The 15,039-nt window shown below is 73.1% G+C and carries 10 protein-coding genes; 7 read left to right on the top strand and 3 right to left on the bottom strand.

Going from position 1 to position 15,039, the window contains the following annotated elements; genetic code table 11:
• Positions 1–36 precede the first annotated feature (36 nt).
• Positions 37–2,955 carry an FAD-binding and (Fe-S)-binding domain-containing protein gene (locus FB380_RS08695; protein WP_208382802.1) on the bottom strand — a complete coding sequence of 973 codons (2,919 nt, stop codon included), beginning with the start codon at positions 2,953–2,955 and terminating at the stop codon, positions 37–39.
• Positions 2,952–4,124: a pyridoxal-phosphate-dependent aminotransferase family protein gene (locus FB380_RS08690; protein WP_166754721.1), complete on the bottom strand. Its 1,173-nt coding sequence runs from the start codon at positions 4,122–4,124 to the stop codon at positions 2,952–2,954. Before FB380_RS08690 ends, FB380_RS08695 begins: the two co-directional genes overlap by 4 nt.
• A 240-nt stretch (positions 4,125–4,364) precedes the next feature.
• Between FB380_RS08690 and FB380_RS08685 the strand changes: the two genes are divergently transcribed.
• From FB380_RS08685 to FB380_RS08675, 3 genes are all read left to right on the top strand, one after another.
• Entirely contained in the window at positions 4,365–5,879 is a 1,515-nt protein-coding gene (locus tag FB380_RS08685; RefSeq protein WP_166754720.1) for an SLC13 family permease, read from the top strand.
• Between the two features lie 169 nt (positions 5,880–6,048).
• Positions 6,049–7,275 (top strand): CaiB/BaiF CoA transferase family protein, encoded by a 1,227-nt coding sequence (locus FB380_RS08680; RefSeq protein ID WP_166754719.1) that lies wholly within the window; start codon positions 6,049–6,051, stop codon positions 7,273–7,275.
• On the top strand, positions 7,272–8,042 hold the full coding sequence (locus FB380_RS08675) for an enoyl-CoA hydratase/isomerase family protein (protein ID WP_166754718.1): 771 nt from the start codon (positions 7,272–7,274) through the stop codon (positions 8,040–8,042). The genes FB380_RS08680 and FB380_RS08675 overlap by 4 nt, the downstream gene beginning before the upstream one ends.
• Here FB380_RS08675 and FB380_RS08670 read toward each other — a convergent pair.
• Positions 8,023–8,826, bottom strand: coding sequence for an IclR family transcriptional regulator (locus FB380_RS08670; RefSeq protein ID WP_166754717.1), 804 nt, complete (start codon positions 8,824–8,826; stop codon positions 8,023–8,025). The two genes, FB380_RS08675 and FB380_RS08670, sit on opposite strands and share 20 nt — an antisense overlap.
• 254 nt (positions 8,827–9,080) lie before the next feature.
• Between FB380_RS08670 and aceB the strand changes: the two genes are divergently transcribed.
• The 4 genes from aceB to FB380_RS08650 all read left to right on the top strand — a co-directional run bounded on the left by aceB (position 9,081) and on the right by FB380_RS08650 (position 15,001).
• Positions 9,081–10,682 (top strand): malate synthase A, encoded by a 1,602-nt coding sequence (aceB, locus tag FB380_RS08665; RefSeq protein WP_166754716.1) that lies wholly within the window; start codon positions 9,081–9,083, stop codon positions 10,680–10,682.
• 97 nt (positions 10,683–10,779) lie between these two features.
• Complete coding sequence (locus tag FB380_RS08660) at positions 10,780–12,336, top strand: FAD-linked oxidase C-terminal domain-containing protein (RefSeq protein ID WP_208382801.1); 1,557 nt, start codon at positions 10,780–10,782, stop codon at positions 12,334–12,336.
• Positions 12,336–13,598: an FAD-binding oxidoreductase gene (locus tag FB380_RS08655; RefSeq protein WP_166754715.1), complete on the top strand. Its 1,263-nt coding sequence runs from the start codon at positions 12,336–12,338 to the stop codon at positions 13,596–13,598. The genes FB380_RS08660 and FB380_RS08655 overlap by 1 nt, the downstream gene beginning before the upstream one ends.
• Positions 13,598–15,001 carry a (Fe-S)-binding protein gene (locus tag FB380_RS08650; RefSeq protein WP_229681831.1) on the top strand — a complete coding sequence of 468 codons (1,404 nt, stop codon included), beginning with the start codon at positions 13,598–13,600 and terminating at the stop codon, positions 14,999–15,001. The genes FB380_RS08655 and FB380_RS08650 overlap by 1 nt, the downstream gene beginning before the upstream one ends.
• The last annotated feature ends 38 nt before the right edge of the window (positions 15,002–15,039 follow it).

Here is a 15,039-nt window from a genome sequence, read left to right as displayed (position 1 = left end):
TCGCCGCCCGTCCGGCGGTCCGCGCTCAGCCTGGGGTCAGGCCGGCACCTGCAGTGCCTCCAGCACCAGCTCCGCCGGGTGCCAGGCGGTGCGCTGGGTGCCGTGGAAGATCTGCTGACGGCAGGAGACCCCGGTCGCGGCGATGACCGCGTCCGGCGCGGCGGCCCGCACGGCCGGGAACAGCCGGTCCTCCCCCACCTGCAGGGACACGTCGTAGTGCTCGGACTCGAAGCCGAACGACCCGGCCATGCCGCAGCAGCCGGCATCGAGCTCCTGCACGGTGACGCCGGGGATCCGCGACAGCAGCGCGACCGTGGCCGCCGTCCCGGCCTCGGCCTTCTGGTGACAGTGGCCGTGGAACACCACGGTCCGCCCGGCCAGCCAGCTGTCCTCGCGGAGCTGCAGCCGGCCCTCGTCGATCGCCTCGACCAGCAGCTCCTCGGGCAGCTTCACCCGCGCCGCGACGTCCCGGACGTTCGGGTCGTCGGGCAGCAGCTCCACGTGCTCGGCGCGCAGCGTGAGGATGCAGGAGGGCTCGCAGCCGACGATCGGCGAACCGGGCTCGGAGCCCTCGCAGAGGTTCGCCGCCAGCTTCTGCGCCTTGCCCCGGGCGTCGTCCAGCAGGCCCTTGGAGATGCTCGCGCGGCCGCAGCAGCCCTTGCTCTCCAGCCGCACCGGGTGCCCGGCGGCCTCCAGCAGCCGGACGACGGCCTGCCCGATGCCCGGCTCGGTGTAGCTGGTGAACGAGTCGGCCAGCATCGTGACCGGCTGCTGGGTCAGCGCCGCCGGCGCCTCGTGCCGCTTGAACCAGCGCATCAGCGTCGTCCGGTGGAAGACCGGCAGGTCGCGCTGCCGGGCGATGCCCAGCCGGGCGTCCATCAGCGCCCGCAGCGGCTTGATCTTCAGCGGCAGGTTCGACAGCGGCGCCGTCGCCGAGCCCAGCCGGTTGAGCGTCCGGATCGCGCCGAACGCCCGCGACCGCAGCGGCGTGCCGTGCACGTCGTGCTTGGCCGCCAGCGCCTCGCTCTTCATCGCCGAGACGTCGACGCCCAGCGGGCACTCGCTCTTGCACGCCTTGCACATCAGGCACAGGTCGAGCACCTCGTGCAGCCGCTCGTCGGCCAGCGCGGTGTGCGGGTCGCCCTCGCTCAGCGCCTTGACCAGCGCGCCGGCCCGGCCGCGGGTGGAGTGCTCCTCCATCCGGGTGGCGATGTAGGACGGGCACATCGCCCCGGTCGTGGACTTGCGGCACAGCCCGATGTTCATGCAGCGGTCGGCGGCGCCGAACATCCCGCCGACGACGTCGAACTGCAGCCGGGTGCGCAGCGGGCCGGGCTGCGGCGGGTTCGCGTCCCGCAGGTGCTCGGTCATCGCCGGCGAGTCGACGATCTTGCCGGGGTTCAGCGTGCCCTGCGGGTCGAAGATCGCCTTGACCTGGCGCATCGCCTCGTAGAGGTCGTCGCCGAAGAGCTCGCGGTTGAACTCGCTGCGGGCCAGCCCGTCGCCGTGCTCGCTGGAGTTCACCCCGCCGTACTCGCGGACCAGGTCCTTGATCTCCACCGCCACCGAGCGCATGACCTCGACCTGGCCGGGCTGGCTCAGGTCGACGAAGGGCCGGATGTGCAGGCAGCCGACCGAGCAGTGCCCGTAGAAGCCGGCCTCCAGCTCGTGCCGGTCCAGCACGTCCTTGAACCGGGCGGTGTACTCGGCCAGGTGCTTCGGGTCGACCGCGGTGTCCTCGATGAACGCCAGCGGCCGGCGGGCGCCCACCGAGTTGGCCATCAGCAGGCCCAGCGCGGACTTGCGCACCTTGAGCAGCGCCCCCTGCTGGGCCGGGGTGACCGCCCGCAGGGTGTGGTAGCCGTGCCCGTTGCGCTCCCAGAGCTCGACGAGGCGGTCCATGGACTCGACCAGCTGGGCCTCGTCGTCCCCGGTGAAGGAGACGAACAGCAGCGCGTCGGGGTCGCCCTGCAGGATCTTGCCCAGCCCGGCGTACTCGATCTTCTGCCGGGAGAGGTCGAGGATCGTGCGGTCCAGCAGCTCGACCTGCGCCGGGTCGACCGACAGGGCGTCCTCGGTGGCGTTGATCGCCGCCTGCACCGTCTCGAAGTGGCCCACCGCGAAGACCTGCTTCGACGGCTTGGGCACCAGCCCGACCCGGGCTGCGGTGATGATCGCCAGCGTGCCCTCGGAGCCGACCAGGAACTTCGCCAGGTCGAAGGGCTGCCCCTCGGCCAGCCGGTCCAGCCGGTAGCCACCGGCCCGCCGCCAGAAGGAGGGGAACCCGGTGGCGATCGCCTCGGCGTTCGCGGCCACCAGCTCGGGCAGCCGGCGGTAGATCTCCGCCTCGAGCGTGTCGCCCTGCGCCCGGCGGGCCCGCTCGGCCTCGTCGACCACGCCGAACGTCGCCGTCGACCCGTCGGCCAGGACGACGTCGACCTCCTCGACGTGGTCGATCGTCATCCCGAAGCGGACCGAGCCGCTGCCGGCGGAGTTGTTGCCGATCATCCCGCCGACGGTGGCGCGGTTGGACGTCGAGGTGTCCGGGCCGAACATCAGCCCGGCGGCCGCGGCGGCCCGGTTGAGGTCGTCCTGGACGACGCCGGGCTCGACCCGGGCCGTGCGGGCCTCGGGGTCCAGCTCGGTGATCCGGTGCATGTGCCGGGAGAGGTCCAGCACCAGGCCCGGGCCGACGGTCTGCCCGGCCAGGCTGGTGCCCGCGCCCCGGGCGAGCACCGGGATGCCGGCCTCGCGGGCCAGCCGCACCGCGGCCACCACGTCGGCGGTGTGCGCCGGGTAGGCGACCCCGACCGGCGTCATCGTGTACATCGAGGCGTCCTGGCTGAACAGGTGCCGGGTGTAGTCGTCGAAGGCGACCTCGCCGTCCAGCGCCCGGGTCAGCTCGCCCTCGAGGTCCGCCACCCCCATGCGGGGGCGCTCCGGGGCCGCCGTCATGCCTGCTGCAGGCGCTCGAGGGCCGCCTGGATCCCGTTCGGGTCGATGTCCACGCCGCTGCGGACCAGGCCCATCTGCACACCACCGAGCGTGCCGACCAGGGTCAGGTCGTTGAAGTGGCCCAGGTGCCCGATCCGGAACACCTTGTCGGCGAGCTTGCCGAGGCCGGCGCCCAGGGACATGTCGTACTCCCGCAGGATCGTGGCGCGGACGGCGTCGGCGCCGCCGTCGGGCATGTAGATGGCGGTCAGCGAGCCGGAGTACTCCCGCTCGTCGAGGGCCAGCACCTCCAGGCCCCAGCCGCGGACGGCGGCCCGGGTGGCCTCGGCGTGCCGGGTGTGCCGCGCGTAGACGTTGGCCAGGCCCTCGTCGTCGAGCATCTCCAGCGCCACCTTCAGCGCGTACAGCAGGTTGGTGGCGGGCGTGTACGGGAAGAAGCCGCGCTCGTTGGCGGCCAGGATCGGCTGCCAGTCCCAGAAGGACCGCGGCAGGCCGGCCGTCTTCGACGCCTGCAGCGCCTTGTCGCTGACCGCGTTGAAGCTCAGCCCCGGCGGGAGCATGAGCCCCTTCTGGGAGCCTGCGACGGTGACGTCGACGCCCCACTCGTCGTGCCGGTAGTCGATGCTGCCCAGCGAGGAGATGGTGTCGACCAGCAGGAGGGCCGGGTGGTCGGCGGCGTCGATGGCCTTCCGCACCTCCGCGACCCGGCTGGTGACGCCGGTGGAGGTCTCGTTGTGGACGACCATGACGGCCTTGATCTCGTGCGCAGTGTCGGCGGCGAGCCGCTCCTGGGCCGCGGCCGGGTCGGCGCCGTGCCGCCAGTCACCGGCCACGAACTCGACCTCCAGCCCCAGCCGGGTGGCCATCTCCTGCCACAGGGTGGCGAAGTGGCCGGTCTCGAAGGCCAGCACCTTGTCCCCGGGCGAGAGCGTGTTGGTCAGCGCCGCCTCCCAGGCACCGGTGCCCGAGGCCGGGTAGATGACCACCGGCTGGGTCGTGCCGAAGACCGGCTTGACCGCCTCCAGGACCTCCAGGCCGAGCGCGGCGAACTCCGGGCCGCGGTGGTCGATGGTCGGGGCGGCCATCGCCCGCAGCACCCGGTCGGGCACGTTGGTCGGCCCCGGGATCTGCAGGAAGTGGCGCCCGCCGGTCGTCGTCGTCACTGACATTCCCGTGCCTCCATGGGTGTGGCCTCTCGTCTGGATCCCCGACCCGTCGCCGGAACTCCACCATGCGGGAGACTACTACCGGCAGGCGGATCATCGCTGAGACATCTCGGACGTCCTGTGAGCCTTGACACTGGCCCGGCCAGACCTTCTAATCCCCGCTAGCGAAAAGGCGGTTCCGTATCGCGGAAGCGCTTGACCGGCGGGTGGCCCACCCGCCTCGACCAACCCCTGGGGACGCCGGTGTCCGTACAGCTCGTCTTGATCTCGATCTTGTTGGTGGTCTTCCTGATCGCCACGGTCCTGCCCGTGCACATGGGGGCGCTGGCCCTGGTGGCGGCGTTCATCGCCGGCTACTTCATCTACGGCACCGACGGCGACCCGACGTACGACGACGCGGTCTTCGGGTTCTTCCCCGGGTCGTTGTTCGTCGTCCTGGTCGGGGTGACGTACCTGTTCGCCATCGCCAAGAACAACGGCACCGTCGACTGGCTGGTGCACGCCGCGGTCACCGCGTCCGGCGGCCGGCTCGCGGCCATCCCGTGGGCGATGTTCACCGTCACCGGCGTGCTCACCGCCATCGGCGGCGTCGTCCCGGCCGTGGTCGCGATCATCGCCCCGGTCGGCATGTCCTTCGCGCGGCGCTACCAGATCAACCCGGTGCTGATGGGCCTGTTCATCATCAACGGCGCCACCGCCGGCGGGTTCTCGCCGCTGTCGATCTTCGGTGTCATCACCAACACCGTGGTCGCCGACAACGGCCTCGAGGGCAGCCCGCTGTTCCTCTGGGGCGCCTCGATCGTCATCAACATCCTGCTCTCCATCGCCGTCTTCTTCCTGTTCGGCGGCCGCAAGCTGCTCGGCGGTGGGCGGGTCGACATCACCGACCGGCGCGACGACGACTTCGTCGCGGCCACCGTCGCCGGCGACGCGACCGAGGACACCGGCGAGGACATCCCCGGGGGCGGCGCCTCGGCGTCGCGTGCCGCGGTCGGCAGCACCGGCACCGGCGGTGCCGCGCTCTCCGGCGGCCAGCTGGCCGAGCCCCGGCACGGGCAGCCCGGCCACCACCACCCCACGGCCGGCGAGCGCGCCGACCAGCGGTCGCTGCAGACCACCGCCCTGGCCACCGAGGACCACGGCGCGGTCACCACGCTCGACCGGGACCGCACGCTGACGCTGATCGGCCTGGTCATCCTGGTCGTCGGGTCGCTGCTCCCCCTGGACCTCGACATCGGCCTGATGGCCATCACCGTCGGCGTCATCCTGTCGGTCATCGCCCCCCGCGGCGCCAAGGGCGCCGTCGGCCAGATCGCCTGGCCGACCGTGCTGCTGATCTGCGGCATCGTCACCTTCGTCGGCCTGATGCAGGACCAGGACGTGCCCGGCTGGCTCGGGGACAACGTCGCCCAGATGGGCCTCCCGCTCATCGCCGCGCTGCTCATCTGCTACATCGGCGCCGTCGTCTCGGCCTTCGCCTCCACCACCGGCATCCTCGGTGCGCTGATCCCGCTGGCCGTCCCCTTCCTGCAGGGCGACAACGCGATCGGGGCGATCGGCCTGATCACCGCACTGGCGATGTCCTCCTCGATCGTCGACTCCAGCCCGTTCTCCACCAGCGGGGCCCTCGTGGTCGCCAACGCCACCGAGGCCGAGCGGGAGCGGACGTTCAAGAACCTCACCGTCTGGGGCTTCTCGATGGTCGCGCTCATCCCGCCGGTCACCTGGCTGGTCCTGATCGTGCCCGGCTGGCTGTGAGCCGCCGGCCCTGGTGAAGGACCCCGTCCCCCCACCCCTCGCATGCTCGGGGCGGGACCCGGGACGGGGCCGAACGAGCAACTCACGACCGCGCCCCGGACGGCGACCCGCCGCCGGGGCGCGGTCACGTCCGGAGCACGACGAGACGACCACCACCGCGGAGGCAGACGTGAGCACACCCGCACCACCCGACCAGCCGCCCCTGACCGGCATCACCGTGCTGGAGGTCGGCGTCTTCATGGCGGCGCCCTACGCCGCGATGCAGCTGGCCGACCTGGGCGCCCGGGTGATCAAGGTCGAGGACCCCCGGTCCGGCGACCCGGTCCGGGCCAGCGGGCCGTTCGTCGACGGCGAGAGCTCGCCCTACCTGCGGCTGAACCGGAACAAGGAGTCCGTCGCACTCGACCTGAAGTCGCCCGCCGGCAAGCAGGCGTTCCTCGACCTGGTCGCCGCCGCCGACGTGGTGATCGAGAACCTGCGGCCCGGCGCGATGGCCCGGCTGGGGCTGGACGCGGCCGGGATCCGGACGGTCAACCCGCGGGCCGTGTACGCCTCCGGGTCCGGCTGGGGGCAGGACGGGCCGCTCGCCCCGCTCCCCGGGCTGGACATCATGGCCCAGGCGCGCAGCGGGATCATGAGCATCACCGGCACCCCGGGCGGCGAGCCGGTCAAGGTCGGCGTCCCGGTCTGCGACCTGGTCTGCGGCCTGTACCTGGCGCTGGCGGTCACCGCGGCGCTGCGCGAGCGGGACCGCACCGGCGTCGGCCAGTCGATCGACGTCTCGCTGTTCGAGGCCGGGGTGAGCCTCGCGGTGTGGGAGGCCGGCAAGTGGTTCGCCACCGGCGAGGTGGGCGGGCCGCTGGGCTCGGCGCACCAGAGCCAGGCGCCCTACCAGGCGTTCCAGACCGCCGACGGCTGGATCACGATCGGCGCGAACACGCCCAACACCTGGACCGGCCTCTGCGCGACGCTGGACATGGCCGACGAGCTGGCCGACCCCGGCTACGCCGACGCGAGCCGCCGGCACGCCCGCCGGGGCGAGCTGCTGGACGTCGTGGAGAGCCGCACCCGGGCCCGCACCACCGCCGACCTGCTCGCCGCGCTCGGGGCGGCCGGGGTGCCCTGCGCCCCGATCAACGACTACGGCGAGGTGTTCACCGACGAGCACCTGAACGCCCGGCAGTTCTTCTGGGACGCCCCGCACCCCACGCTCGGGCCGGTGCGGCAGATCGGCTCGCCGATGCGGTTCTCCCGCACCCCCGCCGTCCGCGGCGTCGCCGGCCCCCCGCTGGGCGCCGACACCCGGGCGGTGCTCACCCGGTACGGCGTCCCGGCCGACGTCGTCGACGCCGTCGCGCCCGCCACCGCCCCGACCACCGCAGAGGACCGGACATGAGCGAGCTCGAGGTCACCCAGGACGGCGCGGTGCTGACCGTGCTGTTCAACCGCCCGGAGGCCCGCAACGCGATGACCTTCGCGATGTACGAGGGGCTCGAGGAGGCCTGCGCCCGGGCCGACGCCGAGGAGTCGGTGCGGGTGCTGGTGCTCCGCGGCGCCGGTGGCCGGGCGTTCGTCGCCGGCACCGACATCGCCCAGTTCCTGGAGTTCACCAGCGGGGACGACGGGATCGCCTACGAGGCGCGGATCGAGCGGGTGGTCAACCGGCTGGAGGACGTCACCGTGCCGACCGTCGCCGCGGTCGAGGGCGCGTGCGTCGGTGGCGGGCTCGCCCTGGCCGCCGCCTGCGACCTGCGGGTGGCGACGGCGTCGTCCCGGTTCGGCGTCCCGATCGCCCGCACGCTGGGCAACTGCCTGTCGATGAACACCTACTCGCTGCTGGTGCACCACCTCGGCCCGGGCCGCACGCTGGACATGCTGCTGCGCGCGAAGCTGCTGTCCGCCGCCGACGCGGCCGCGGCCGGCTTCGTCGGCGAGGTGGTGCCCGACGGCGAGCTGGACCCGGCGCTCGCCTCACTGGTGGAGACGCTGCTGGGGCACGCGCCGCTGAGCATGAAGGCCGCCGGCCAGGCGGTGGCCCGGCTGCGCCGGGCGGGCCTGCCGGACGGGGACGACCTGGTGCGGGAGGTGTTCGGCAGTGCGGACTTCCGGGCCGGCGTGCGGGCCTTCGTGGACCGTGGGCAGGTCAGCTGGACGGGCCGCTGAGCGCGCGGCCGCTGTCGTCGCGCAGCTCGGCGGCCAGCCCGGCCGCGGCCTGCTGCAGCAGCGCCACGATCTCCGGCACGCTCTCCATCGGCACCCGCCCCTCGGGGCCGGAGACCGAGATCGCCGTCTGCGCCGGGCCGCCGGGCACCGGGACGGCGACGCACCGCACGCCGATCTCCTGCTCGCCGTCGTCGAGCACATAGCCCTGCTCGGCGATCTGCGGCAGCAGGGCGAGCAGCTCGTCGGGGTCGGTGATGGTCTTGGCGGTGCGGCGCGGCATGCCACCGCGCTCCAGCAGCTCCCGGGCGGTGCCGGGCGGCAGCTGGGAGAGCAGCGCCTTGCCCACGCCGGTGCAGTGCAGGTGAACCCGCCGGCCGACCTCGGTGAACATCCGCATCGAGTGCTTGGACGGCACCTGGGCGACGTAGACCACCCGGTCGCCGTCCAGCATCGCCAGGTTCGCCGTCTCGCCGGTGGAGTCGACCAGGTCGCTCAGGTGCGGCCGGGCCCAGGTGCCCAGGGTCCGCGAGGAGCTCTCGCCGAGGTGGATCAGCCGGGGGCCCAGCACGTACCGCCGGGAGGGGAGCTGACGCACGTAACCGCGGGCGACCAGGGTGCGGACCAGTCGGTGGATGGTGGACAGGGGCAGGCCGCTCTCGACGGCCAGCCGGGACAGCGCCACCTCGCCGCCGTCCTCGGCCATCAGCTCCAGGAGGAGGAACGCACGCTCGAGGGACTGCACACCCCCATCGGAACTGCCGATCGTGCCGCTGGTCCCGGCCATGCCACTCCTCCGTCGTCCTGTGCGCCCGGGGCCGGCTCCCGTGCTCGTCCCCCGAGCGCCCGGGGCCGGACGCCCGCCGGGTGCCGGAGCACCGGTGATCGTCTTGACCCCGCTGGTGACCGAGGATACGTTTTCCGCATCACAGATGGAACCTTCCGCTTCTCGGAAGGTGACAACACATCTACGGCCCGTCCCGCCGGCCCGGGGAACGCCTCGGCACCGTCGCCGGAGGGCACCGACCCCAGGGGAGAGCAATGAGCACGGTCGACGGCGTGGAGATCACCGGCCCGATGGGCCCGCGGTTCGACGAGGTCCTGACGCCTCAGGCCCTGGGGCTCATCGCACTGCTGCACCGCGAGCTCAACGGCCGCCGGCTGGAGCGGCTGCAGGCGCGCTCGGAGCGGGTGCAGGCGCTCGCCGACGGCGGCACCCTGGACTTCCTGCCGGAGACGGCCTCGATCCGCGAGGACGACTCCTGGCGAGTGGCCCCGCCGGCCCCCGGCCTGGTCGACCGCCGGGTGGAGATGACCGGCCCGACCGATCGCAAGATGACGATCAACGCGCTGAACTCCGGCGCCAAGTGCTGGCTGGCCGACCAGGAGGACGCCAACTCCCCGCTGTGGGAGAACGTCGTCAACGGCCCGCTGAACCTGATGGACTCGATCGACCGCACCATCGACTTCACCAGCCCGCAGGGCAAGTCCTACGAGCTGAAGCCGGACGACGAGCTGCCCACGATCATCGTGCGCCCGCGCGGCTGGCACCTGCCGGAGAAGCACATCACCGTCGACGGTGAGCAGACCTCGGGCAGCCTGGTCGACTTCGCGCTGTACCTCTCCGCCTGCGGGCAGAAGCAGATCGACCGCGGCCAGGGGCCGTACTTCTACCTGCCGAAGATGGAGAGCCACCTCGAGGCGCGGCTGTGGAACGACGCCTTCGTGCTCGGCCAGGACCACCTGGGCATCCCGCGCGGCACCATCCGGGCCACCTGCCTGATCGAGACCTACCCGGCGGCCTTCGAGATGGAGGAGATCCTCTACGAGCTGCGCGAGCACTCCTCGGGCCTCAACGCCGGCCGCTGGGACTACCTGTTCAGCGTGATCAAGACCTTCCGGACCCGCGGTGAGGACTTCACCCTCCCCGACCGGAACTCGATCACGATGACCGTGCCCTTCATGCGGGCCTACACCGAGCTGCTGGTGCGCACCTGCCACAAGCGCGGCGCGCACGCGATGGGCGGCATGTCCGCCTTCATCCCGAGCAAGGACCCGGAGAAGAACGAGTTCGCGTTCAACAAGATCACCGAGGACAAGACCCGCGAGGCCAACGACGGCTTCGACGGCTCCTGGGTGGCCCACCCGGGCATGGTCCAGACGGCGATGGACGCCTTCGACAAGGTGCTCGGCGACAAGCCCAACCAGCTGGACAAGCTGCGCGAGGACGTGTCGGTCAGCGCCGCCGACCTGCTCAACGTCAAGGCCACCCCCGGTGAGGTCACCGAGGCGGGCCTGCGGGCGAACGTCAGCGTCGGCATCCAGTACGTGGAGTCCTGGCTGCGCGGCTCGGGCGCCGCGGGCATCAACGGCCTGATGGAGGACGCCGCCACCGCCGAGATCAGCCGCAGCCAGGTCTGGCAGTGGCTGAACAACGGCGTGACCCTCAGCGACGGCCAGCCGGTCACCACCGAGCTCGTGCAGCGGGTGATCGAGGAGGAGGTCGCGGCCATCGCCGAGGCCAAGGGAGATGCGTACGCCTCGGGCCGGTGGGACGATGCCCGTGCGCTCTTCACCGAGATGGCACTGGGCGACGAGTACAACGACTTCCTCACCGTCCCGGCCTACGAGCGCATGCCCTGATGCACTCCCCGCTGACCACCGAAATGGCCATTTTGGTGGTCAGCGGGTCGCACCATCCCGAAGGAACCTGCAGGTCCGGCAACGAAGGCGGAACCTCATGAGCGGCACGCACGGCACCGAGACGACGGCCGGCCCGGTCCTCGGCGACACCCCACCCGAGGCGACCTCGGCCACCGGTGAGGCGGGGGACAACGCCGCCGGCATCGCAGCCGTGGGCCGGGTGGCCCGGGAGCTGATGCCCGAGACCGGGGTGATCGCCGACCCCACCCAGCTGCGCACCTACGAGTGCGACGGCCTGGCCCACTACCGGGTCACCCCCGCGCTCGTCGTCCTCCCGGAGACGACCGAGCAGCTGGCCGCGGTGGTCAAGGCCTGCTCGGAGCACGGCGTCCCGTTCGTCGCCCGTGGCTCGGGCACCGGGCTCTCCGGTGGGGCGCTCCCCCGGGCCGACGGCGTCCTGCTGGTCACCTCCCGGATGCGGACGATCCGCGAGGTCCGCCGCGCCGACCAGCGCGCGATCGTGGACCCCGGCGTCATCAACCTCGACGTCACCCGGGCCGCCACGCCCGAGGGCTACTACTACGCCCCCGACCCCAGCAGCCAGCAGATCTGCTCCATCGGCGGCAACCTGGCGGAGAACTCCGGCGGCGCGCACTGCCTGAAGTACGGGTTCACCAGCAACCACGTGCTCGGCACCGAGCTGATCACCCCGCAGGGCGACGTGGTCCAGCTCGGCGGGCTGGCCCCGGACGCCCCCGGCTACGACCTGCTCGGCACCGTCGTCGGCTCCGAGGGCACCCTCGGCATCGCCACCACCGCCACCGTCCGGCTGGTGCGGCTGCCCGAGGAGGTCCGCACGCTGCTCGTCGGGTTCCACACCACCGACGACGCCGGCGCCGCCACCTCGGCGATCATCAGCGCGGGGGTCCTGCCCGCCGCCATCGAGATGATGGACGCCCTGGCCATCGAGGCAGCCGAGGCCGCGGTGCACTGCAATTACCCCGCCGGCGCCGGGGCGGTGCTGGTCATCGAGCTCGACGGCGCCGCCGCCGAGGTCGAGCACGAGTACGCCCTGGTCGAGCGCTTCTGCCAGGAGAACGGCAGCTTCGAGCTGCGGCTGGCCACCGACGCCACCGAGCGCGCGCTGATCTGGCGGGGCCGCAAGTCCGCCTTCGCGGCGGTGGGGCGGATCAGCCCCGACTACATCGTCCAGGACGGCGTGATCCCGCGGACCGCGCTCCCCGAGGTGCTCCGCGCGATCGCCGAGCTGTCGGAGTCCTCCGGCGTCCGGGTGGCCAACGTCTTCCACGCCGGCGACGGGAACCTGCACCCGCTGGTGCTCTTCGACGGGGAGAAGGAGGGCGCCACGGAGGCCGCGGAGAAGGTCAGCGGCGCGATCCTGGACCTCTGCATCACCCACGGCGGGGCGATCACCGGCGAGCACGGGGTGGGCGTGGACAAGGCCGCCTACATGCCCAAGATGTTCACCGACGACGACCTGGACACCATGCAGCTGGTCCGGTGCGCCTTCGACCCGGGCAACATCTCCAACCCCGGCAAGGTGTTCCCCACCCCGCGGCTGTGCGGCGAGGTGCCCGGGAAGCGGAAGAAGGCGCACCCGCTGGTCGAGGCCGGCCTGGCGGACGCGTTCTGATGACGACCGTCGACCTGGACACCGCCCGCACCGCCCTCTCCGACGCCTGCGGGGACGTCACCGACGCCACCCCCGCCGACGCCGTCGACGGGGTGCCGGCCGCGCTCGTCGCCCGGCCGGGCTCCACCGAGGAGACCGCCGCCGTCCTGCGCGCCGCGACGGCCGCCGGGCTCACCGTCGTGCCGCGCGGCCAGGGCACCAAGCTCAGCTGGGGCCGGCCGCCGGAGTCCGCCGACGTCGTGCTGGACCTGAGCCGGATGAACCGGGTCCTCGACCACGCCGCCGGCGACCTCATCGTCGACACCGAGGCCGGCGCGCTGCTCTCCGACGTCCAGCAGACCGCGGGTTCGGCCGGGCAGCGGCTGGCGCTGGACGAGCCGGTCCCCGGCGGCACCATCGGCGGCATGCTGGCCACCAACGCCAGCGGCCCCGGCCGGGTCGCCGTCGGCACCGCCCGCGACCTGCTGATCGGCGTGACCGTGGTGCGCGCCGACGGCGTGGTCGCCAAGGCCGGCGGCCGGGTCGTGAAGAACGTGGCCGGCTACGACCTGGGCAAGCTGGTCATCGGCTCGTTCGGGACCCTCGTCGTCGTCACCCGCGCGGTGTTCCGGCTGCACCCGGTGCCGGCCGCCCGGCAGTTCGTCACGGTGCCCTTCGGCACCCCCGAGGACGCCGCACGGCTGGTCCAGTCGGTCGTGCACGCGCAGGTCGTGCCGGCCGCCGTGGAGGTGGAGTGGCGCGTCGACGGCGCCGGCACGGTCGGCGTCCTGCTGGAGGGCACCCCCGCCGGCGTCTCGGCCCGGACCACGACCACCCGCCGGCTGCTCGGTGCCGGTTCGGACGCCGCCGAGGCCGCACCGCCCGGCTGGGGCGTGCTGCCGTGGACCGACGAGCCCGGGTCCACCGGCCTGAAGCTCACCTGCGCGCTGTCCGGCCTGGCGCCGGTGCTCACCGCCGTCCGCCGGGCCGCGGCGGACGCCGGGGTCGCCCTCACGGTCCGTGGTTCCGGCGGGGCCGGCGTCCTCTACGCCGCGCTCGGCGCCGACGCCCCGGTCGACGCCGTGGCCGACGTGGTCGCCCGCACCCGGGCGGTCTGCACCGAGCACGGCGGCGCGCTGGTCGTGCTCGACGGCCCCCCGGCGGTCAAGGCGGCGGTCGACACGTGGGGCCCGGTACCGGCGATCGACCTGATGCGCCGCGTGAAGGAACAGTTCGACCCCGAGCGCCGCCTGGCGCCCGGCCGGTTCGTCGGAGGCATCTGATGGTCGAGTCCACCCGCGCCCGTTCCGACGAGCCGCAGAGCGACCCCCGCAAGACCGACGCCCTCAGCGCCGGTCCGGTGCCCGTGGGCACCCCGACCGTGCGCTCGGCCTTCGACGAGGACCACCCGCCCTCGGCGGAGCTGATCAGCGACTGCGTGCACTGCGGCTTCTGCCTGCCCACCTGCCCCACGTACACGCTGTGGGGCGAGGAGATGGACTCCCCGCGCGGCCGCATCGACCTGATGAAGGCCGGGCTGCAGGGCGCGCCGCTCAGCGACACGATGGTGCAGCACTTCGACGCCTGCCTGGGCTGCATGGCCTGCGTGACCGCCTGCCCCTCCGGCGTCCAGTACGACAAGCTCATCGAGGCCACCCGGGTGCAGGTCGAGCGGCACCACACCCGCAGCCCGGGCGACCGGGCGATGCGCGCGGCGATCTTCGCGCTCTTCCCCTACAAGAAGCGGCTGCGGGCGCTGCGCGGTCCGCTGCGGGCCTATCAGGCCAGCGGCCTGCCGAAGGTCGTGCGGGGCAGCGGCCTGCTGGACCGGCTGGCCCCCAAGCTGGCGGCCATGGAGGGCCTCGCGCCGGTGCTGGAGAAGCGGGAGAAGCTGCCCGAGCGCGTGCCGGCCACCGGCACCCGGCGGGCCGTGGTGGGCATGCTGACCGGCTGCGTGCAGGGCGAGTTCTTCCCCGGCGTGAACGCCGCGACCGCCCGCGTCCTCGCCGCCGAGGGCTGCGACGTGATCATCCCCCGCAAGCAGGGCTGCTGCGGGGCGCTGTCGGTGCACAACGGCCGCCAGGAGGAGGCGGAGTCCTTCGCCCGCGCCACCGTCGACGCGTTCGAGGCCGCCGGCGTCGACACGGTCGTGGTGAACGCCGCCGGCTGTGGCTCCAGCATGAAGGAGTACGCCGACGTCCTCGCCGACGACCCGGACTACGCCGACCGGGCGAAGGCCTTCTCCGCCAAGGTCCGGGACGTCTCGGAGTTCCTCGCCGAGCTCGGCAGCGTCGCCCCGCGGCACCCGCTGGAGGTGACCGTCGCCTACCACGACGCCTGCCACCTCGGGCACGCGCAGGGCATCCGCAGCCAGCCGCGCAGCCTGCTGCGGGAGATCCCCGGCCTGCAGCTCCGGGAGATCGCCGAGGCGGAGGTGTGCTGCGGCTCGGCCGGGATCTGGAACGTGCTGAACCCCGAACCCGCCCGCGAGCTCGGGGACCGCAAGGCCCGCAACATCGCCGGCACCGGCGCCGAGCTGCTGGTGACCGCGAACCCGGGCTGCCTGATGCAGGTGTCCTCCTCGCTGGAGCGGCAGGGCACCCGGATCGGCCTGGCGCACACCATCGAGGTCATCGACGCCTCGATCCGGGGCCTCCCGGTCACCACCCTCGGCCCGCAGCACTGAGGAAGGGCCCCGTTCCCCTCACCCCTCGCACGCTCGGG

It is taken from the genome of Modestobacter marinus (assembly GCF_011758655.1).
GTDB lineage: Bacteria > Actinomycetota > Actinomycetes > Mycobacteriales > Geodermatophilaceae > Modestobacter > Modestobacter marinus.
The sequence above is the reverse complement of the archived record's forward strand: the minus strand, read 5'-3'. Positions and strand labels throughout refer to the sequence as shown.

What these genes read in the sequence shown, in the direction of transcription:
- aceB (WP_166754716.1), top strand. Translation starts at nt 9,081, where the DNA reads ATGAGCACGGTCGACGGCGTGGAGATCACCGGCCCGATGGGCCCGCGG.
- FB380_RS08650 (WP_229681831.1), top strand. Translation starts at nt 13,598, where the DNA reads ATGGTCGAGTCCACCCGCGCCCGTTCCGACGAGCCGCAGAGCGACCCC.
- FB380_RS08695 (WP_208382802.1), bottom strand. Translation starts at nt 2,955, where the DNA reads ATGACGGCGGCCCCGGAGCGCCCCCGCATGGGGGTGGCGGACCTCGAG.
- FB380_RS08690 (WP_166754721.1), bottom strand. Translation starts at nt 4,124, where the DNA reads ATGTCAGTGACGACGACGACCGGCGGGCGCCACTTCCTGCAGATCCCG.
- FB380_RS08670 (WP_166754717.1), bottom strand. Translation starts at nt 8,826, where the DNA reads ATGGCCGGGACCAGCGGCACGATCGGCAGTTCCGATGGGGGTGTGCAG.
- FB380_RS08655 (WP_166754715.1), top strand. Translation starts at nt 12,336, where the DNA reads ATGACGACCGTCGACCTGGACACCGCCCGCACCGCCCTCTCCGACGCC.
- FB380_RS08660 (WP_208382801.1), top strand. Translation starts at nt 10,780, where the DNA reads ATGAGCGGCACGCACGGCACCGAGACGACGGCCGGCCCGGTCCTCGGC.
- FB380_RS08675 (WP_166754718.1), top strand. Translation starts at nt 7,272, where the DNA reads ATGAGCGAGCTCGAGGTCACCCAGGACGGCGCGGTGCTGACCGTGCTG.